13 protein-coding genes are annotated in these 20,555 nt (G+C 56.9%); 4 read left to right on the top strand and 9 right to left on the bottom strand.

Features of this window, described 5'->3' with window-relative positions:
* Positions 1–151 precede the first annotated feature (151 nt).
* Positions 152–640, top strand: coding sequence for a DUF6022 family protein (locus PEH01S_RS24945; protein ID WP_025849327.1), 489 nt, complete (start codon positions 152–154; stop codon positions 638–640).
* A 210-nt stretch (positions 641–850) separates the two neighbouring features.
* On the opposite strand, the gene PEH01S_RS24950 is transcribed toward PEH01S_RS24945, so the two are convergent.
* Positions 851–6,286, bottom strand: coding sequence for an S-layer homology domain-containing protein (locus PEH01S_RS24950; protein WP_127488678.1), 5,436 nt, complete (start codon positions 6,284–6,286; stop codon positions 851–853).
* Positions 6,287–6,535: 249 nt separating this feature from the next.
* On the opposite strand from PEH01S_RS24950, the gene PEH01S_RS24955 reads away from it, so the two are divergent.
* Together PEH01S_RS24955 and PEH01S_RS24960 are read left to right on the top strand one after the other, a co-directional pair.
* The gene (locus PEH01S_RS24955; protein ID WP_127488680.1) at positions 6,536–8,800 is read left to right on the top strand and encodes a helix-turn-helix domain-containing protein; all 2,265 of its coding nucleotides are present in this window, start codon (positions 6,536–6,538) and stop codon (positions 8,798–8,800) included.
* A gap of 77 nt (positions 8,801–8,877) precedes the next feature.
* A complete protein-coding gene (locus PEH01S_RS24960; protein WP_127488682.1) occupies positions 8,878–11,490 on the top strand; it encodes a LuxR C-terminal-related transcriptional regulator in 2,613 nt (870 codons plus the stop codon).
* 69 nt (positions 11,491–11,559) lie between these two features.
* On the opposite strand, the gene PEH01S_RS35065 is transcribed toward PEH01S_RS24960, so the two are convergent.
* The gene (locus PEH01S_RS35065) at positions 11,560–11,757 is read right to left on the bottom strand and encodes a DUF2306 domain-containing protein (RefSeq protein WP_174807171.1); all 198 of its coding nucleotides are present in this window, start codon (positions 11,755–11,757) and stop codon (positions 11,560–11,562) included.
* Positions 11,758–11,905: 148 nt separating this feature from the next.
* Here PEH01S_RS35065 and PEH01S_RS24970 point away from each other — a divergent pair, with 148 nt between their 5' ends.
* Entirely contained in the window at positions 11,906–12,283 is a 378-nt protein-coding gene (locus tag PEH01S_RS24970; protein WP_127488706.1) for a winged helix-turn-helix transcriptional regulator, read from the top strand.
* Between the two features lie 91 nt (positions 12,284–12,374).
* On the opposite strand, the gene PEH01S_RS24975 is transcribed toward PEH01S_RS24970, so the two are convergent.
* The 7 genes from PEH01S_RS24975 to PEH01S_RS25005 form a co-directional block, all read right to left on the bottom strand.
* Positions 12,375–12,635 carry a metal-sensitive transcriptional regulator gene (locus tag PEH01S_RS24975; RefSeq protein ID WP_025849321.1) on the bottom strand — a complete coding sequence of 87 codons (261 nt, stop codon included), beginning with the start codon at positions 12,633–12,635 and terminating at the stop codon, positions 12,375–12,377.
* A 15-nt stretch (positions 12,636–12,650) separates the two neighbouring features.
* Entirely contained in the window at positions 12,651–15,107 is a 2,457-nt protein-coding gene (locus PEH01S_RS24980) for a CoA-disulfide reductase (RefSeq protein WP_127488684.1), read from the bottom strand.
* Between the two features lie 139 nt (positions 15,108–15,246).
* Positions 15,247–16,779, bottom strand: coding sequence for a solute symporter family protein (locus PEH01S_RS24985; RefSeq protein WP_127488686.1), 1,533 nt, complete (start codon positions 16,777–16,779; stop codon positions 15,247–15,249).
* Between the two features lie 3 nt (positions 16,780–16,782).
* Entirely contained in the window at positions 16,783–17,112 is a 330-nt protein-coding gene (locus tag PEH01S_RS24990) for a DUF485 domain-containing protein (RefSeq protein WP_127488689.1), read from the bottom strand.
* A gap of 243 nt (positions 17,113–17,355) precedes the next feature.
* Positions 17,356–18,138, bottom strand: coding sequence for a LytR/AlgR family response regulator transcription factor (locus tag PEH01S_RS24995; RefSeq protein WP_025849317.1), 783 nt, complete (start codon positions 18,136–18,138; stop codon positions 17,356–17,358).
* Positions 18,113–19,897, bottom strand: a complete 1,785-nt coding sequence (locus tag PEH01S_RS25000) for a LytS/YhcK type 5TM receptor domain-containing protein (protein WP_164828038.1) — start codon at positions 19,895–19,897, stop codon at positions 18,113–18,115. Before PEH01S_RS25000 ends, PEH01S_RS24995 begins: the two co-directional genes overlap by 26 nt.
* An 80-nt stretch (positions 19,898–19,977) precedes the next feature.
* Positions 19,978–20,406, bottom strand: coding sequence for a universal stress protein (locus PEH01S_RS25005; RefSeq protein ID WP_127488693.1), 429 nt, complete (start codon positions 20,404–20,406; stop codon positions 19,978–19,980).
* Between the last annotated feature and the right edge of the window lie 149 nt (positions 20,407–20,555).

Raw genomic sequence — 20,555 nt, forward strand, 5'->3', positions numbered from 1 at the left:
CTCGCGATCTCTCCCCTAAAAGATCAGGATAAAGTTTGTTGTAAGATTTTCTGGAATTACATTTGATTTTCCTTCTCATTTTGCGTTAAACCTTTCAATTTGCTTGTATGTTATAGAATGAAAGTAGACTTGAGAAAAGAGGTGTATTAGGATGAATAAACCATTTCCAACCTACCATTGTGGCATGACGATCGAAGAAATCGGTTCGGAAGGCAACCGATACATTGCATCTGAATGGAGGGCCTTGTACGAGTCGATGTATGTACAATTGACTGCTGCTTTTCTTGAAATCGAGGATGCAGCGTATGGTCTTTTCTTGGATCAATTGATGCCGGTTGTATTTGAGAGAATGGAAGAGGCTGGATTCGAAGTATCGGAGACCCTAGAGGAGGACGATTTTGTCATCGGCAAAAACTTGATTTTTCGAAACTCCCTTGAAAAATGGGGAGCGGAAGACAACAGATCGCGTGTATTCTGGAACGTTGTCCGAAATAAGCAAGGTCAACCGATTGGAACTTTACTGACAGATATTCCCCACTCTCATTTGAAGTTTGATATCCCTTCAGCACCGGTGTTTTACACGATACGGGAGAGCGTCAAGGAGCAGATCATTCAAGGGATTCGGCAACTTAAGGAGTAGTGGGAGGGAAACAAGTTTGAAGAGCAACGAAATTAAACGGAGAACGATAGTTTAACAATAAGGGGTTTCACATATTAGATATGTCTAGTATGCGAAACCCCTTGTTTAATATCGTTTTTTAAAATTTAGGTTTAGATAACTAACAGGGACTTGATCTTTTACATAAAGAGCAACTAATTATTCGACGCAGGCTGCTGCGTGCAGGATGAATTACAGCTTCTTGAAGATCCGGTACAGGATAACGGCCGTCTCGGCTCTTGTCGCCTGTCCCTGCGGATTCAGTCCGCTGCCGTTGCCCTCCACGATACCGGCTTTGACCATAGCGGCCACGCTGTTCGTTGCGTACGAAGCAACAGCGGCTTTGTCGCTATAGGCAGCCAGATCCGCCGCAGCTCCCCGAATTTCGAGCTTTTTGGAGACGTCCAGCGCTCTAGCCGTAAGCACCATCAAATCTTGCCTCGATATTTTTTCTTTCGGGTTGAATTTATTGTCTCCCACCCCGTCGGTAATGCCCAGCTTCTTCGCAATGCCGATGGCCTGATAATAATAATCGCCCGGATTCACATCGCTGAAGTTGGAATCGAAATCGCCTTTTAAACCAAGAGCGCGTACCAGCAAGGTGATAAAATCCGCTCTCGTTATGTTTTGACCCGGCTCAAACGTCGTGTCGGAAGTGCCTTGAATAATTCCTTTCGAAGCGAGCACGGCAATCGCTTCGCTGGCCCACGCGTAGCTCTCCGTCACGTCGCGGAACGGATTCGGTACCGGCGCAGGCGTCGGAGCCGTTGGGGTTTGCTTGCCCGGCTGCGGAGATGCCGGCTGCTCCGGCTTCGGTTGCTCCGGTTTAGCCGGGGTTCCCGGATTGGCCCCGCTGCCGCTTCCGTTGCTGCCGTCTCCACTGTTGTCGTCGCTGCTCGAAGATGAGCTTTCCGTCCGCACGGTGACGCTCGGCCCGGCCGACCAGTTCCCCGCGGCGTCTACCGCCTCGACTTGGAACGTATAGCGGGTGTCGCTGCTCAGCCCCGTCACGCGGTACGACAGCTTGTCGCCAGACAGCTTGACCAGCTCTTGATCTCCGCTCTTGATCCGGTAGCCGGTGACCGCCACATTGTCCGCCGCGGCGTTCCAGCTTAACGTGACCGCCGTATCCGTCACATCCGTCGCCTGCAGCGCGCTTCCTTCCGGCCATACCGGCGCCGTTTTGTCCGTGCCGTCCGTCGGCGGTAAAGCGCCTGTCGTGAAGCCCCAGATGTCCGACAGCGATTGCCCGCTGTTGTTGTCCGCTGCCCGCACGTACCATTGGTAGTAGCTTTGCGGCTGCAGACCGCTCCAAACGACGGAAGCCTCCTGCCCCCCGGCGACCTGATTCGCTTGGCCGATCTCCTGGTCCGTATACACGCTGATGCTCATGTAGTCCGTCGCCACGCGCTTCTGCATCGGCGTCAGGTTTACGTCCAGCTCAAGCTCGTCCTTGCCCGGATACTCCTTCGGATCGTAGTAGTTGTAGTCGTCCAAATACGGCGAATACGTTTTTACGTAAATTTTGTTCTTGTTCACATCGAATTGCAGCAGGCGAATGTAGCCGAGCCCGCCTTTTTCGGCGCCCTGATAATCCGCAAGCATCTGGTAGACGGTGCGGTCCGGTTTGCCGTCGCCGTCGTCGTCGATCGGATCGATTTTCGTTTCCGCATCGTGATAGTGGCCGCTCAAGACGGCAATGACGTTTTTGTTCGGGACGACGACCTGCTCGTAAATTTTATCCGCAATCGGGGCCCGGTTGCCGGAGACGAGCAAAAATTCATGGAAGCTCAAAATCGCTCTGCGGTCCGGGTGCCGCTTCAGCACCTCGTCCAGCCACTGAATTTCGGCATCACCGATGTTCCAGCCCATGTAGACGAAAATAAAATCGTTGCCGCCCGCGGAAACCAGGTCGTAATGACCGCGGTTGTTCTGATAAGACCCGCCGAAGGTTGGCTGCTTCTTGAACCGGTCCTCGCCAAAATATTTCCAGTACTGCGTATAGTCCGACAGCTGATGGGACACGTCATGATTGCCCGCAAGCACGCCATAAGGAACTTTCGCATCCTCCAGCACCTTCATATTCCGGTCCGCTTCGATCCACTGGTACTCTTTGTCCGCTTCATCGACAATATCGCCGGTATGGACGACGTATTTGATTTTCATCTCTTCGTGGCGATCGGCAATCCACTGCACGTTGCGGCGGTAAATTTCCGGGTAGCTCTCCGAATAGTACTGCGTGTCGGACATCCACAGGAACGAAAAATCGTACGGCTGCTGCGATACCGGAAGCTCGTCCTGCACGATCAATTGAAGCGTGCCGTTCGTATTGTACTCCCCGGCGGTCACGGTAGCGGTCAATGCAAAATCTTCCGTGCCCGCCACCTTGCTGTCGAGCATCGTCCACTGCTGCGCCTTCGGACTCCAGCCGTACAGGCTGACCTTGCGGCCTTCGAGCGATTTGCCCTGCCATTCCACCTTCACTCGGTCCGCCGCTTGCACGGACGGGTCCAGCTTCGCTTCGAAACGGTGGTACGGGAATTGACCGATTGAATCGTCGATCAGATAGTCGCCGTCCGGGGCGCCGATCTTCCGATAGTCTTCTTCGGTGAACGCCTTCTCCCCGGCCAGCTCCAGCTGCTTCGGCGGCTCGATATCCGATGCGCCCCGCTTGGCGGTCAAACCGGCCCTGTGGCTGCCGCCATAGTGGAACCCTCGATAGAACGCCACGTTCATCTCATCTTGGTTCGGGTCCCCGACCTTGACCTTCAGCACGGCGTTCGGATCGATACCGCTCTGCCCGTCGACAGGCGCCACAACGGTCGGCTTATACGGATCTTCCTCCGGCACCTCGAAGCTGACCGTGCTCTCGGCCTTGTTGCCTACGTTGTCCTCCGCCCGGATCACGAGCGTATGCGCCCCCTTGCCAAGCTGTGAGGAGGTCGTCGCATACGGCAGCGTAACCGGCTTGCCGTTCAAGGCCGCCTCGACGTCTTTCAGTCCCGTCAGCGCATCCGTTACCTTCGCATCAAGCGTAATCGCTCCCCGGTATACCTTCCCGCTTTCGACCGAAGGCTCGATGACCGGTGCCGTGTTATCGACCGTCACGTTCGCCGTTACCGTGCCGTACACCGCGCTGGTAGCCGTCACTTGGTGCACGCCGTCGTTCAGCTGCTTCGTATCCCAAGCATACGCTCTGGCTTTCAATTGATCGGCATCCAGATTGAATTGGAAATCGAGCGCCGGGAAACGGCCGCTGCTGTCGCCCATCTTGATCTCTTTTTCCTTATTGGCATACTGCGGGTCATACAGCGCCGTGCCGTCCGCGAGCACGAGCCGCACGTTTTTCACGTTGAAATCGTCCTTGTTCTCCTCCGGACGGTCGTCGAACGGCGACGACTTCGAGCCCGCCCGGATGGAAAATACGTTGCCGCCTACACGCAGCCGGTCAGCGCCGATCGGCACCGAAAGGGTCCGGTAGGTCGGAATCGGGTCTTGGAACGTATAGATGATTTCTTGGCCGACGGTCACGGCATTTTTGAAATAATAATCGACCGAAGCCGCGTCGAAGGCAAAATAGGCATCGCTCTCCATCGCAGCATACGTCTGGGAAGACAGGTCCTGACCGTCAATGGCCAGCTTCACCTCAGCCGGGCCGGACTGCCCTGCAGCCGCCTTGACGATACGATGGCCGGATACGAGCTCCCCGTCCTTCAGGTTCAGCCGGAGCCCGGCCTGATTCATGCCGCCGGTTACGTTCGCCCGGTATACGGGGGAGGTCGTCTCGTTCGTCCCGTCGGACACCTTGAAATAATATTCGATGTACGCTTTACCGATCAGATCGGGCGAATACACCGTATAATGATACTTTTTATCGTTGTAGTCCTGATACAGGTACCGTTTCGTATACTCCGCCTGCTTGTCCGAGCGGAAATACAGCGCCGTCGTCAGCACCTGACGGTCGTCCTGGGCATCGGCGACAAGCTCCAGATTGCTCCACTGCTCCACTTGCGACACTTGGGTCAGGTTCGTCACTGTCGGGGCCGACGTATCCGGAGTTACGATGAGCGATTTCGCAGGGACTTGTCCCGGCTCCAAGCTTCCCGGACTGGCCGGCTTCAACCCGGCGCTCGCCTTGATCATCGTTCCCGTACCGTCCATCGGATACTTGTAGACGATGCCGTAATTTTCTTTCGTTTCGTTCGGCAGCGAGCCGTCATAATACGCGACGGATACGTCGACGTGCGTATTGGTTCCGATGGCTGCGCCCCGCTTGGAGCCATTGGCCATCCCGTCGCTGTATACTTTGACGATGTCCGTATGTTCCACGAGGTTCGTCTGGAAGGCCGCGTTAAAATCCGCTACGGTTTTGGCCGTATTTTGGCTGTTGATGACCCAGAACACGAACGGCTTCTTCGGCTGAAGAATCAGGTCCTCCCGGTCCGTCGGCCAGATCACGTCGCTGTCCGGCCCCGAATCGGTATACCGGTAGAACAGCTTGTAGTCCTTGAAATTAATCGGCTGGTCCGTATTGTTGTAAATCTCGATAAATTCATAGCCGTCCGCTCCTCCGACGTTCGTGCTGTTCGGCAGCAATTCGGTCACGAGGATCGGCGGCAGCTTCGAATCATCGAAGTCGGGCAGCTTCACCGTTACCGTATACGTCTCCGAAGTAACCGTCCGGCTCCCGTCCTTCGCCTGAATAAAATACTGCAGCACGGCTTCGGCCAGCGACTCCCGCGGAATTTTCGCCGTATACCCACCGCCCGGAGCCGGAGCCATCGGCAGCGAAGTGAACGCCGACTGCGACCCGGTTTTATAATAGACCGCAGCCGTGACCGTCTGCTGATTCCCGGTAAATACGGCCGAAATCGGCAAATCGTCCGCATTCGACGCTTCCGCAGGAGGCGTATGGCTGATTTGCAGGTTGGAGCCCGACGGCACGTCGTCCGGTGTCAGCTCCGGTACCTGGAAGGCCTCCACGCGGCCCGGCGACGCCGCCGTCGTTCCCGCGCTGCTCATCGTCATGTTGACGCTGCCGTCCGTCGGATACTGATACACGATCCCCATATCTTTGACGGTCTGGGCGTCGTTCTCATACGAAGCGGAAGAGATGACGCTGCCGCTTTTATCCTTTATTAGCACGCTCCGGGGCGCGCTGTTCGACATGCCCCCGCCGCCGTTCACGCGGAACAAATTGACGTTTTCCTGCAGCGGCGTGCCGTAATTCGCATTGAAGGCCGCTGTCGGTTCATTCGTATTGTCGGCGTTCATGACCCACAGCACGATCGTCTGCTGAGGCGCAATCGCCATATCGTTGTTATAGACCGCCGACCATACCGTCTCGGTCGAACCGGCCAGGTAGGCCAGCGTATAGTCCTTGAAGTTCACCGTCTGCTTCGAATTGTTGTATACTTCGATGAACTCGTACGCATCGACGGCTTTTCCCGCCACATTCGAGCTGTCGGGGACAAGCTCTGTGACGAGCAGCTTCGGCACTTTCGCATAATCCGGCATACCGGCCGCCTCTGCTGCCGGCGTTCCCCATCCGCCCGGAGGCAGCAGTCCAAGCAGCAGACCGCCCACCGTCAGCGCCGAAACCCACGATTTCCACTTCCTGTTAAACACGCTTTGCACACTCCCGTCTGGTCTTGTAGGTGATTCCGATCTTCCAAATCGAACTATACCCGGGAGCGTCCCGGCTGCCTATACACATCTTCTTCGATCCTTTGCACCGCTTGTCATCCGCCCGTTAAGCTTTTGTGAAGCGCCAAATCGTTAAAAAAGCGCAGGATCCAAAAAAGTGCCCATACCTTTGGCAGCCGCTATTGCGCTACAATAGAAGGACGCATCCAGACGATAAAGGAGCCTGTCCGCATGATCGCTTTGCTTGTTCGCCAATCTTTATTCCGCAAAATATTAACGAGCTTTATGATCCTGATCGTCATCTTCGCGCTGGTCGATGTCGCCATCTTCTCGCTCGTCAAAAACCGCCTTCACGGCGAACGGATCGAGCAGAACCGTTTGACGCTGCGCCATGCGGCGGACCGGTACCATTCCCAATTCGAACGGGTGAAGAACGCCCTGTACAAGCAGTACACGGACAAGGACGTGACTAGGCTGAACCGCCTCATCATCTCGATGACGCAGAAGGATTCGTTCAAAACCGGCGCGATTGTCGAAGACATCCAAGTGACGGTACGGGAGCCGGAGCTGTATTTGGACAATATGATGCTGCTCTTCAAGCCGGTTCCGCTGCTGGTGGACAAGAAGGGAGCCGAGGAAGAGGAACGGCTGTTTTCCGACATTTTCACGAGCGAAACGTATTCTTCTACATATTGGAAAGCGCAGTTCGAACGCGAGCCGAACTATGTCATTCATCCGGCGGCTTCGTTCTTTAACCCCGCGGAATATCCGGAGAAAAAAACGCTGATTCCATATTCCATCAAGCCGCCGACGGCAAGCTACCTGGTCGTTGCCATGATCGACGCCGAGCGGCTGCGGCAAGCGATAGCCGGAGAGCGGACCAATCTCAACCTGACCATTCTGGAACCGGACGGGCGTGTCCTGTATCGGACGAGCACCGGCGGACCGGAGCTGCCGGACGGGCTGCTGTCCGCGCTGCCGGCAGCCGGCGGCGGACCGGATTACACGGTGCTGGACGGCAACTATTACTTCAACCAACAAGATGCGGACGGCTTGCAGTACATCCTGACCGTTCCGGGCCTAAGCTTCGCGGAAGAGACGAACCGACTGAATAAGCTCATGCTGCTTGTCATGGCAGCGGCGGTTATCGTCAGCCTCGTGCTGTCGGTCCTGTTGAGCAAGCGGATCCATAAGCCGGTCCGGGAGCTGCTCTCTTCCATCTCGAACCCCGGCGAAACGGCGCCGGACAGCCAGATCCATGAATTCGACCTGATCGGCCATAAAATCCAGACGCTGCTCAAGGAGAAAGACGAGATCCTCGGCGAGCTTCGGCAGCAGCAATCCGTATTGAACGGCTACGACTATATCGCCAAACTGAAAAATATCAATCACGAGCTGAGCGACTGGCACAGCATTCCGCATCATGCGGAGACATTCACCATCGTGCTCTACGAGCTTCGCTTCCGCTCCGCCGCTTTCGTGGATATGCCGGTCAACCGGGAGCTCGCGGCCCAATCGATCGGCGAGCACCTCAAGCTGGTGATGGACGAGCGTTTTCCCGGCTCCTATACGTTCCGGATGGAGACGCATCAATTCCTGTCGGTCGTGCCGGGCAACGAACGGGACCGTTTGGTGGCGATGCTGGAGGAGCTGAAGCCGATGCTCGACCGCGACCGGCGCCATTGCCTGGTCACGGCGGCCGTCAGCTCGTGGTTCGGGCATTCCGCCCAGCTCGGGCACGCCTACAAGCAGGTGCAGGAGATGGCCCGGCAAGCGAGACTGCTTGAGGAGATGCAGATCGTGCTGGAGTGCCGCGCCGATCCGTCCGTCTATGCGCTGACGCTGACCCAGGAGCAGGAGCTGAATGCCGCGCTGCAAGCGGCGAATGCGGCCGAAGCTATCCGGCTCGTCGGACAATGGCTGGACGAGCTGGACCGGGATGAAGCGAGCGTCCGGCGGTTCCGGCTATTCGCCTCCTCCGTTTCGGCGCAGGCGCAAAAAATCGTGGAGCACTACAAAGTGGAGGCAAGCATCTCCTGGCGGCTGAAGCCGATGATCCAGCAGCTCGGGGAATGCTGTACGCTGGAGGAATACCGCGATACGCTGCAAGCGTTCCTGAACGCCGTTACCGTATTCATCAAGGAGAAAAAGGAAGCATCCGATCCGATCGTCGAGCACGTGCTCGGCGTCCTTCAAAGCCATTATGCGGAGGACCTCTCGCTCGAGGCGCTGGCAGGGTCGCTGAACCTGACGCCGGCCTATGTCTCCACCTATATTAAAGAGAAAACCGGGGTCAATTTTACCGACCATCTGCATGACATCCGCGTCCGGAAGGCGCAGGAGCTGCTGCTGCTCGAAACCGGACTGAACATTCAGGAAATCGCCGAGCAGGTCGGCTACCGCAATATTTCCTCGTTTAACCGGATGTTCAAAAACCGCACCGGACAATCGCCCGGCGAATACCGGAGAACGCAAACGATGGCGCGAACTTCTTGAGACGGGGAGATAGAACTGAACAAGGCGAATCAAGTATAATGGGAAGGAGACCAACTTAACCGTTCTGCGGAGGAATTATGATTCGCTACTCAGAGCCCGTCGTGCTAAAAAGTAAAATTTCACCGCCCGTTACCCGCGATATCCTCGTAGCGCGGGATCGGCTTCTGCATAAAATTTCCAATGGTATGCAAGGAAGACTTACGACCGTCTGCGCCCCTCCGGGGTTCGGCAAGACGACCCTTCTTTGCCAATGGGTTCGTTATAACGAACAACCAGTCGCCTGGGTATCGCTGGACGAGAGGGACAACGATCTGGTCCGCTTCTGGCGTTATGTCATTTACGCTCTGGACGCCTCCGTGGCCCCCGGGTTCGCCGAGCAGATGGCGCCTGTGCTGCACGCCCTTCCGCAGGGCTCCGTCGACGCCCTGATCGATGTGATGATGAACGAGCTGCATTCGCTGGACCGGCCCGCTGCTTTGATTCTGGACGACTACCACTGCCTGTACGACAAAAGCATTCATCAAAGCGTCGGCTATATGATCGATGTCTTGCCGGATAACGTGCATTTGCTGATCGCGAGCCGGAGGGAGCTTCCCTTTTCGACGGCCAAGTGGCTGGTCAGAGAGGAACGGACGGATATCCCGGCCCCCCATATGCTGTTTACCAGCGAGGAGGTGGAGATTTTTTACCGGGAAGTCGTGAAGCTTCCTTTGTCTTCTGACCATCTCGCCAAAGTGCTCGGGGTGACGGAGGGCTGGGCCGCCGGCCTGCAGCTCGTCTCCCTCTCGCTCCAAGAGCGTCCGGATTACGAGCGCCTGGTCCATACCTTCTCCGGAACCGATCTTAACGTAGCGGATTATTTATTCCACGAAGTGCTGTCCCGGCTGCCGGAAGAGCTGCATGAGTTTGTGCTGCAGACATCCGTTCTGCAGCGCATGGATGCTTCCATCTGCGACACGGTGACGCTTCGCGGCGACAGCCGGCTTCTTCTGGAGCAGCTCCGCAGCCGCAATCTGTTCATCGTTGCGCTGGACGACCGGCACACATGGTTCCGGTATCATCATGTCTTCTCGGAATTTCTGCGCACCCGCCTGAGGCATGAGCACCCGGAGCAATGGACCCGGTTAAACCGGTTGGCGAGCCTTGGCTTTGCCGAGCGGGGGCTGTTCGACGACGCGATCGACTATGCGATCGCCGCCGACGATTACGCACTCGCATCGGCTCTCCTCGACAAGCACATTTTGAGGGTGCTGCTGCGGGGAGAGTTCGCCACCTTGCTGAGCTGGTTCGCCTGCTTCCCTGTCGGTACGGCTTGGCCGCCTCAGCTGCATTTGCTGTATGCTTTTCTTTTGGTCGCAACCGGACAATTCGAATGCGCCGAGGACGAGATGCGAACCGTCGAGATTCGGCTCGCTAACGGAGAATATTCTCCCGAATTCCGGGACCGCGTGCGCAGCGGATTGTTTTTCGTCAAAGCGAATCTGACATTTTCGAGCGGCAAGTACGAGCAGTGGCATGCGTTCGCCGAACGGATGAACGAGCTGCTGCCGGAAGACCCGGTTTTCTACAATTTCAACTACAACGAATCGGAGCCTCTGGTCCGCCGCACCGCCTTCGGATTGAAGGGCGCGCTATCCGAGGAAGCGGGGAGAATCGGCAGACGATTCATGCAATTGCTCGAAGCCCGCGGCTGGAAAGATTCGCTGATCAATCAATATGTGGTGCAGACGGTGGCCGAGTCCATGTATGAATGGAACCGCTTGGAGGAAAGCCGGCAATTGTCGGAGCAGGTGGAGAAAGTGTCCCGGGCCAAACGGATTCCCGGCTTGTTCGTGCCGAACCGCATTACGCAGGCCCGCATCGATATCGCCGAGGGCCGTCTGTCGCTCGCCGGCGAAACGATGGATGAGGCGATCGACTTCGTATCCCATCATGCCGAATACCATTGGGTTCGCCCGCTCCGGGCGTTCCGGGCGCGAATTCATTTATTGCAGGGACAGGTCGATGAGGCCGCCGGGCAGATCGCCCTGCTGCAGCTGCGGTTGGAGCGCAAGCCGACGTACAATCGGGAAATGGAGATTTTGAGCGCCACCCGCCTGTTGGGAGCCATGGGCAAGGAAGACGAAGCGCTTCGTCTGCTGGAGCAGCTCAAGCCGCAAGGCCGCAGGGAAGGCTGCTTGATCAGCATGATCGAGATTCCGATCCAGCAGGCGCTGATGGAGCAGAGGCGCGGACAGGCGGGACAAGCGCTTGATTTTCTGCACGAAGCGCTCAGCGTGGCCGAGCCATATACGTACATTCGCAGCTTTGTAGACGAGGGCCCGGCAATGGTCCGGCTGCTTCAACAGTACGTCGCGCAGCGAAGCGCGTCAGAGCCGGAAACGCGCTTGACCGCCTATGCGAGCAAGCTGCTCGGCTGGTTCCCGCAGCCGGACGATCCGCCTGCCGTTCCCTCTTCTTCCGGGCTGGTGGAGGCGCTGACGCCAAGCGAATGGAGAATGCTGAACGGCATCCGGCAAGGAGCCTCGAACAAGCAAATAGCCCTGGAGCATGCATTAAGCGAAGGCACGGTGAAGGTCTACCTGTCCCGCATGTACGGCAAGCTGGGCGTCTCCTCCCGCACCCAAGCGCTGCTGCGGGCGCAGGAGCTGGGGCTTTTCGATCGGCAGGATTCATCCGGCCTTGAATAGCGAATAGCGAAAAAGCGCCGTCCGTCCTCGGACGGTGCTTTTTTTTCGGCAAAATAGTCAGCAATGACCTTATTTTTCCTGCTTCCTGACGGCACGAATGCTGTAGACTTCCAGCATATAGCTGAGCGTATATTCGACGCCAAGCATATAGCCGGAAGTGAGGACGACAACCGCAACGGACAGGACGTACAAGTAGCCGTTTACCCGGTGCAGCCCCCGGTAATTGTTCAGCACTTTCGTTGAAAAATTAATGGCCCCCAAGATCATCCCTGAAATCCGCACAACGATTAGGCGGGAAAGGAACTATAGTATATTTTTCATACTAAGTACGAATAAAAATAGTACTTCATAAAATCGCTGCGCCTCGCCATAATTAAGGGAGCCAATCATGTACGCTACGAAAGGAGTGAGGACGATGCAGGAGCCGCCGCAACATACCATGTCGACGCATGGGGTTGTGACCACGCTGCAGGCGATCGGGGGAAAGTGGAAGCCGCTGATTTTGTTCATTCTGCTGGAAGAAGGGACGAAACGGTTCGGCGAATTACGGCGCCATCTCCCCCATGTCACGCAAGGCATGCTGACCAATCAACTGCGGGAGCTGGAACGGGACGGACTGGTAACGAGGGTCGTGTATCACGAAATTCCGCCCCGGGTCGAATATTCGTTATCGGAGCACGGAAAAACGCTGCAGGCCGTGCTCAAAAGCATGTGCGATTGGGGCTTCATGCACAGCAGCCGGATGAAGAAGGAGCCGCAATCAGCCGCAGCACAACAAGCTCCCAAAAAATAAAGGAGGGACAGCCCCCCTTCCTTAATTTGGCAGCATCTATCCTTCGATGGTCCTTGTGCAGCGCCGTCGCACGCTGCGGCAAACTAACCCCTTATCGGCTCTTAACCAGCAGCTGCACCGCCTCTTGGATCACTTGATCGGGCGAATTGCCTTTTTCCAGCTCCTCCCGGATGCAATGCTCCAGATTCGCCCCGATGACCGTGCCGATCGTCCGGTCCACGGCCGTCCTTATCGCAGACAGCTGCGTTACGATGTCTCTGCAATCTTGTCCTTCTTCCAGCATGCCGAGCACTCCGCGAATCTGGCCTTCGATCCGCTTCAGCCGGTTTTTGACCGCATTATCGTATTCCACACCGACTCACCTCTTCTAAATAAACAAATTCAAGCCCGAATCCTCGGCATCGCCCAAATAGGTCGCCACGCCGGCATAGTCGATCCCGTCGATCAATTCTTCCTTGCGGATGCCCATAATATCCATGCTCATCGTACAAGCGACCAGCTTGACGCCGGACCGGATCGCATTGCCCATTAAGGCTTCCAGCGAATCGACATGTTTGCGCTGCATGACGCGGCGAATCATCTTCGCGCCAAGACCTCCCATGTTCATTTTGGACAAAGGAAGGGCGCCTGCGCCTTTGGGCATCATCATCCCGAACATCGCCTCCAGGCCGTCCTTCTTGACGGCCGGGGCTTCCGCCTTGCGCAGCACGTTCAAGCCCCAAAAGGTGAAAAACATCGTGACCGGCTTGCCCATCGCTGCGGCCCCCGAAGCGATGATGAAGGCGGCGATCGTCTTGTCCAGGTCGCCGCTGAACACGACCATGGTTGCGCCGTTTTTGGACGGAGTCGGGACGGATTGCTGCGGTGCGGCATCGGCCCCTTTCACGAGCACCGCCCGGACGCCTTCGGGCGAAGATTCGACCGTCTCCAGCGGATTGCCTGTTTTTTCGCACCATTTGGCAATATCCGCGGCGAATCCGAAATCGGTGGCCTTCACTTCGAGCCGTTCTCCCGGCGACATCTGCCGGACCGCTTCGTATACTTTCATAATAGGGCCTGGACACTGCAGTCCGCAAGCGTCGACCTGAACCTGAGCTTGAACCGCAGCGGCCGGGGCCGGAGAGTCGGCCGGCACCGCCGACGGACCGCTGCCCGTCTCGGGAGCCGGAAGCGGCGGCTCGTCTGCCATCGCGGCATACGTCCGGTAGCCCCCGTCCAAATTGCGCACCCGGTAGCCGTGCTGCTGAAGAAGCCGGGCCGCGACATAGCCCCGCAAGCCAACCTGGCATGAGACGACAACCGGATGCCGGAGCGGCAGCTCGTGCAGCCGGTTGCGCAGATCGTTCAGCGGAATGCAGACCGAGCCCGGAATGTAGCCCGTCATCCGTTCGGCCTCGTCCCGGACGTCGACGAGCAGACCGCCGCCCTCGACATACGCATCCACCTCGTGCCACTGCATCGTCTCGACCAAGCCTTCGATCACGTTGGACGCAACGTATCCGGCCATATTCACCGGGTCCTTGGCCGACGAATACGGAGGCGCGTACGCCAGTTCCAGATCGGCCAGCTCCGCCGCCGTCAGCCCTCCGCGCATCGCCGCGGAAATCACGTCGATCCGCTTGTCTACCCCGTCCTGTCCGACGGCTTGCGCACCGTAAATCGTGCCGCTTGCTTTATCGAACAGCAGCTTGAGCGATAGCGGAGCGGCTCCCGGATAATACCCGGCGTGAGAGGCCGGATGAATATGGATAGCCTCGTAAGCAACCCCCAGCTTGTTCAGCGTCTTCTCATTCACCCCGGTAACGGCCGCGGTCAGGTCGAACGCTTGGACAATCGCCGTTCCGTAAGCCCCGGGGTAGGAAGCTTTCCGTCCGTAAATCGCGTCCGCGACCAGCCGCCCTTGGCGGTTGGCCCCCCAAGCGAGCGGCACTACCGTTTCAAAGCCGAGCGTCCGGTCTTTGACTTCGATCGCATCGCCCACCGCATAGATAGACGGATCGCTCGTTTGCAGCCGTTCGTTTACACGGATGGCTCCTCTCACGCCAAGCTCAAGCCCCGCCTCGCGGGCCAATCCGCTCTCCGGTGTTACGCCGATCGCCAGCAGCAGCATATCCGTCCGGAGAACTTGCCCCGTGGACAGGCGCAGCGTTTTCCCGCGATCTCCGATGGCGACGACGGAAGTACCGAGCATAAGATTTACTCCCTGGAGACGCATGTGCCGTTCCACCGGCTTCGCCATCTCGGGATCAAGCGGCCCCAGCACCTGCCCGTTCCGCTCCACCAGCGTCACTTCAAGACCGCGATGACGCAGGTTCTCGGCCATTTCGACGCCGATAAACCCTCCGCCGATAATGGCGGCATGACGCGGCTTATGCTCGTCAATCCATGCGTGAATCCGGTCCGTATCGGGAATATTGCGCAGCGTGAACACCGCCTCCGCCTCGGTCAAGCCGGGAATTTCCGGCACGATGGGCTTCGCCCCCGGCGATAGCACGAGAACATCGTACGGATATTCCGCTTCTTCGCCGGTATCCAGCTGCTTCACCCGGACTTTTTTGCCCGCCCGGTCGATCGCCGTCACTTCCGTGCGCACCTTAACGTCGATGCCGAACCGGTCCTTCATCCCCTGCGGCGATTGAAGCAGCAGCTTGTCGCGGGACGCAATCGTCCCTCCGATATAATAAGGCAGCCCGCAATTGGCAAACGAAATATGCTCTCCGCGTTCGAACATCGTGATCGAATCGTGCTCGTTTAAACGTCTTAACCGGGCAGCCGCCGTAGCGCCGCCCGCCACTCCGCCAACGATGACAATATTTCCAGGCACGGCAATCAGTCCTTTTCTATAAAATAATAAATACCCTATAGGGTATATAATATACCCCAAGGGGTATTGTAGTCAACCGGACAACGAGAAAAGGAGCCGTGCGACTGCACGACTCCTGAACCACCTTATTCATTTCGACTCACACAACCTCTTGCATGCCCGTATTCGCTTTGACCAAAATCTCATCGTATTTCTCATCGTTGCGCTTGGATGACAGCAAGGTTCCTGCAATGGCGCCCAAAAATCCGATCGGGATCGAGATGATGCCCGGATTCGTTAACGAAATCAGCGGCTCCCCGACGAGAATAGCCTTCCCTGCGACCGGGTCCCACACGTTGGGGCTGACGATCACCAGGATCAAAGAGCTGATCAAGCCGACGAGCATTCCCGTCACGGCGCCGGCGGTATTGAATCTGCGCCAGAACACGGTGAATACGAGGACCGGCAGGTTGGCGCTTGCGGCGACGGCGAAAGCCAGCGAGACCAGAAAAGCAACGTTGAGCTTCTGGGCAAACAGCGCCAGTATAATCGAAATGATCGCAACGCCGACAGAGGCCAGCTTCGCAGACCTTACCTGCTCCTTCTCCGTCGCCTTCCCTTTGCGCAAAATATGGCTGTAGAAGTCGTGCGCGAAAGCGGAGGCGGCCGAGAGCACGAGTCCGGCGACGACCGCCAGAATGGTGGCGAACGCTACAGCCGAGACGAAAGCGAACAGGAAGTCTCCGCCGAGCGCCTTGGCCAGCAGCGGGGCCGCCATATTGCCGGCCGCGTTCGCCTGCACAATGACATCCTTCCCGACAAAAGCAGCCGCGCCGAAGCCGAGGAAAATCGTCATGACATAGAACAGCCCGATCACCCAAGTAGCGACAACCACGGACTTCCTGGCGGTCGGGGCGTCTTTTACGGTAAAAAAGCGGATCAAAATATGCGGCAGGCCTGCGGTACCGAGCACGAGCGCCAGATTGAGCGAGATCGTGTCCAGCCCGTTCGTAAACTTGTTGCCCGGGTTCAAGAAGGCCTCTTTCAACGGCGTAGCCTTCGCCATTTCGTCGAACATATGAAGGAGATTGAAGTCGAATTTCGCGAACACAATCAGTGAAATGATGAACGTACCCGCCATCAGCAGCACGCATTTGATGATCTGCACCCAGCTCGTGGCCGTCATCCCGCCGAACACGACATAGACGGTCATCAGCGCTCCGACGATCAAGACCGAGGTCGAATATTCCAGACCAAGCAGCAGCTTGATCAAGGCTCCGGCGCCGACCAATTGGGCGATCATGTAGAAGATCGAGATCGTAATCGAGTTCAGCGCCGCCACACCCCGCACTTTCTTGTTGTCAAAACGGGCCGCGATCATATCCGCCATCGTATATTTGCCCAGATTGCGCAGCGGCTCCGCGACTAAATATAACACGACGAGATACGCGACAAGAAAGCCGATGCTGTAAAAGAAGCCGTCGAAGCCGAACAGCGCCACCATCCCGGCGATCCCCAGGAATGAAGCCGCGGACATGTAGTCACCGGCAATGGCCAGACCGTTCTGCCAGCCGGTCAATTCGCCTCCGGCGGTGTAAAACTCGCTGGCGGTCTTCGTTTTTTTGGCTGCATAATACGTAATGACCAGCGTTCCCGCCACGATGATCAGAAACAAGAGAAAGGCCGTATTCATCAGCTACCCCACCTTCCGCAGGCTCGTTTTGGATTCGTCCTTGATTTGTTCGGCCAAGGCGTCGAACTCGACTGCCTTGCGGGTATACAGCGAACACAGCACCCAGGTCATAATAAATTGCGCGAAAGCGAAAATCCATGCCCATGTGATCGAACCGACCGCTTTGTTGTTCAGCACTTGAGAATACGAGGTCAGGACCGGAAGAACGAAGTAGAAGACGAGGAAGAAGATCGACATCGGCAGGATAAAACGTTTCTTTTGGACCATCAGCCTGCGAAACGTATCGGAGCGTACGATTTCGCTGTAAGCATTCCTTTGGGACTGTTCTTTCATGGGCTTTCCCTCCTGCAAAGATTGATCGTCGCTCTTGGTCTAACGTCTGCCGGAAATACCGGCTGCGGCGCTATCGGAACCGGGATGTCTTATCCTGCCCGCCCCAGGTCCCAGTTATTTACTTGTAAGCGCTTTATTATTGTAGCATAGGAAGGTGAGGATCACTTGAACTTCGGCGCGAAATGTCAAAAAGCGTTCCTCAAACGGTTAAAAGCCGTCCTGAACGGCGGTCTATCCCACCCGCTACTCTCCCTGCAGCCGCTTGATCAATTCCTTGGCCGCGACTCTGGACAAAGGCACCCGGCTTCGCCCGGTATCCTTCAAGACGACGTTGTAAGCGCCGTTAAACCACGGCTCGATTTCATCGATGCGGTCCACATTGACCAAATAGCTGCGGTGCGTCCGGAAAAAAGCATACCCCGTCAGCTTCTCCTCCAGCTCCTGAAGCGTCTGCCGGGTCGCATGCACCTGCCCGTCGGCCATATGAATTTGCGTCAGCTTCTCTTCTTTGACCGCATAGCTGATCTTTGCCGGCTCGACGACGACCATCCGGCTGCCGTCATCAATCAGCAGCTTCGGCTTGAATGCGTTCCGGGACCGGGTCGCCCCATCCGAAGCCACCGAAGCCGTCGCGGCAGCGGGCGAGACCGCCTTTCCTTCGGAGGGAGTCCGCATTTTGCGTATTTTTTGCAGCGTTTGACGCAGGCGTTCCTCGTCGTAAGGCTTTAACAAATAATCGGCCGCTTCCAGGCGGAACGCTTCGACGGCGTACTGTTCGTAAGCCGTAGCAAAAACAATATACGGCCGCGGTTCGGCATCCATCAGCTTGTGCGCGGTCTGCACCCCGTCCAGGCCGGGCATATGAATATCGAGAAAGACGACGTCCGGCTTGTGCACCGCTGCCAGCTCCAGCAGCTGAACCCCGCTCGTCGCGAAGGGCAGCAGCTCGACATCCCGTTCCCGGGACAATAAATAAGTCAGCTCCTCCCGCGCCAGCCGCTCATCCTCTGCGATCATCACTTTCATCTTTCGTTTCACGCCTTTCCTCCGCTTGATAGGGTATTGTACATTCGATGCGCGCCCCTCCCTCGGGCGGGTTGGAAAATCTCAGCCGCGCCTCCGGACCGAACAGGTGAATCAGACGCCGGTTCACGTTATAGACCCCAATGCCCGTGCTTCCGCTCCCGCCGCCCGTAACCGGAGCAGCTCCCAGGGTCTCCAATACCTCCGCCGGAAAACCATTGCCGTTGTCCTTAACCATGATATGAACCCCGTCCGCTCCGCGGCGGAGCTCGACATGAATGTCCCCCTTGTCCGTCCGCCCTTTGAAGCCATGATGAATACTGTTTTCCACCAGCGGCTGAAGCGTGGAAGGCGGGATGGACACGGATTCCAGGCCGGGATCGCAATGACAATCGACGGAAAGCTGGTCCTCGAACCGGATATTCACGATGCCGAGGTACGTATGGAGATGCTCCAATTCCTTATACAGCGGGACAAGCGGCGCTTGGGTCATCGTCAGGTTCATGCGCATGTAATGCCCGAGCTGCACGGTAACCCGTCTGGCCGCCTCGGGCTTGATCCGAATCAGCGTGACGATCGCATTGAGCGTATTGAACAAAAAGTGCGGGTTAATTTGCGCCTGAAGCGCTTTCAACTCTGCATCCTTCATCAAGCTCCTCAGCTGCTCCGCCATCGCGATATCGAGCTGAATCGAGATCAGCTTACTCAGACCTTGGGCAAAAGCCTCTTCCACCGGACGGATCTGCCTGACGCTGGGATAATACAATTTAATTAATCCCGCCACTTGTCCCCCGCTTCGGATCGGTACAATAATCGCCGCGCCGATCGCCGGATGGTGCGGCTGAATCTGTTCCTTCGTTCGGGCAATCTGAATCTCCCCGGTTTGGATCGCCTTCCTCGACAATTCCGAAGCGATCGGCGTTCCTTGGATGCCCGGCATCATCCCTGTGCCTGCATGCGCCAAGATTTGCTTCGTATCCGTAATGGCGACCGCACTGGCGCGAAGCTCGCGGCGCAGTACACTGGCCGCCGCTTCGGCGGTCTCGAAGGTCAACCCCTGCTTAAGAAAAGGAAGCGCCATCTCCGCGATATGCAGTGCCCGCTGCGTCTCGGAGGCGGCGGCCCGCTCCTCCTCCTTCATGGCTGCTTGAATCATCGCGACCAGAATGCCGACCCCTACGCTGTTGGCCGCCACCATCGGGATCCCGATGAGGTCCACCGTGTGGATTGCGGCAGGCGAAGACTCGTTCACGATCAGCACGACGCCCATTTGCAAGATGGGAGCGAACACGCTAATAAACAGCGCCTTCACCGGCGCGATGACTCTTTCTTCGGCAAAGAAGCGGGCGACCAGTCCGGCCAAGAGACCCAGGATTGGCGTAGACACTGCATCGGCGACGCCGGTAATTCCGCCCAGGCTGTACGCGTGAATGCCGGAGATGAGACCGGCCCCCGTGCCTACGGCGACCCCGCCAAGCAGACCAGCCACCATCACCCCGATCAGCGCCGAATCCGCCATCGCCTCCTCCGGCTGAAGGGAGGCCACAAGAAAGGAAGAATCCACCCTATCCCCGGTAATCGTCACCCCGGCGTATGTGCCCCCGATGCTGACCAGACCGAAAACCAGCGAAAACGTCAGTCCGGTTCTCCAATCCGGCCGCCGGTCGAGCAGGTAACGGAACTGCGGGATTCGGGTCAGGATGAACGTAATCAACAATAGCAGGCCCATCCGCTCCATGAGCAGCAAGGTCAAGTGCTGCATCCGCATCCTCCGTTCCTTGGCTAGTTATCACCATTATACCCGGAAATAAAAAAAGCACCATATAGGTGCTTTGAACCGAGTTACTTGACAACCAGCACCGGAACTTTGGCGTGCTGAACCACATGATGGCTGACGCTGCCAAGAACAAACTCGCGCAGGCCGCCAAGTCCTCTGCTTCCCATAATGATCAGGTCGCATCCGCTTTCCTCAGCGTATTCCAGAACGGCAAGAGCCGGCTGCCCCTGCCTTAGGATCACCTTCACGTCAGGCAGCTGCGAGGTTATCCGTTTCGCTTCATCGATAACGGCTTGGGCGGCAAGCAAGTAATCTTTTTCCCCGTTGAACGGGGCTGCATATAACGGTCCTCCGAACACAGGAACGGGAATATGGCAGACATGTATCACTTCAAGCCTCGCAGCATACTCTTGAGCAAATTTCATTGCCTTTTCCAGCGCTTTTACCGATAAGGCCGAGCCGTCAAAGGCAACCAATATGTTTTGATACGGCATAAAAACCATCCCTTTCCCCGAGATCTACTATATTTATGTTACCGTTCTTCCTGCCCGATAGGAATGACATTGATCACAGTCTTGCGGCAACACGAGGAAATACAAATGCAAACAAACGATACGATAAAACATGGAAATAAGGTGCGCCT

The organism is Paenibacillus ehimensis NBRC 15659 (assembly GCF_004000785.1).
Taxonomy (GTDB): domain Bacteria; phylum Bacillota; class Bacilli; order Paenibacillales; family NBRC-103111; genus Paenibacillus_G; species Paenibacillus_G ehimensis.

Excerpts from the sequence above, each read along its gene's own strand:
- PEH01S_RS24945 (WP_025849327.1), top strand. The coding sequence starts at position 152 with ATGAATAAACCATTTCCAACCTACCATTGTGGCATGACGATCGAAGAA.
- PEH01S_RS24955 (WP_127488680.1), top strand. The coding sequence starts at position 6,536 with ATGATCGCTTTGCTTGTTCGCCAATCTTTATTCCGCAAAATATTAACG.
- PEH01S_RS24960 (WP_127488682.1), top strand. The coding sequence starts at position 8,878 with ATGATTCGCTACTCAGAGCCCGTCGTGCTAAAAAGTAAAATTTCACCG.
- PEH01S_RS35065 (WP_174807171.1), bottom strand. The coding sequence starts at position 11,757 with ATGATCTTGGGGGCCATTAATTTTTCAACGAAAGTGCTGAACAATTAC.
- PEH01S_RS24970 (WP_127488706.1), top strand. The coding sequence starts at position 11,906 with ATGCAGGAGCCGCCGCAACATACCATGTCGACGCATGGGGTTGTGACC.
- PEH01S_RS24985 (WP_127488686.1), bottom strand. The coding sequence starts at position 16,779 with ATGAATACGGCCTTTCTCTTGTTTCTGATCATCGTGGCGGGAACGCTG.
- PEH01S_RS24990 (WP_127488689.1), bottom strand. The coding sequence starts at position 17,112 with ATGAAAGAACAGTCCCAAAGGAATGCTTACAGCGAAATCGTACGCTCC.
- PEH01S_RS24995 (WP_025849317.1), bottom strand. The coding sequence starts at position 18,138 with ATGAAAGTGATGATCGCAGAGGATGAGCGGCTGGCGCGGGAGGAGCTG.
- PEH01S_RS25000 (WP_164828038.1), bottom strand. The coding sequence starts at position 19,897 with ATGCAGCACTTGACCTTGCTGCTCATGGAGCGGATGGGCCTGCTATTG.
- PEH01S_RS25005 (WP_127488693.1), bottom strand. The coding sequence starts at position 20,406 with ATGCCGTATCAAAACATATTGGTTGCCTTTGACGGCTCGGCCTTATCG.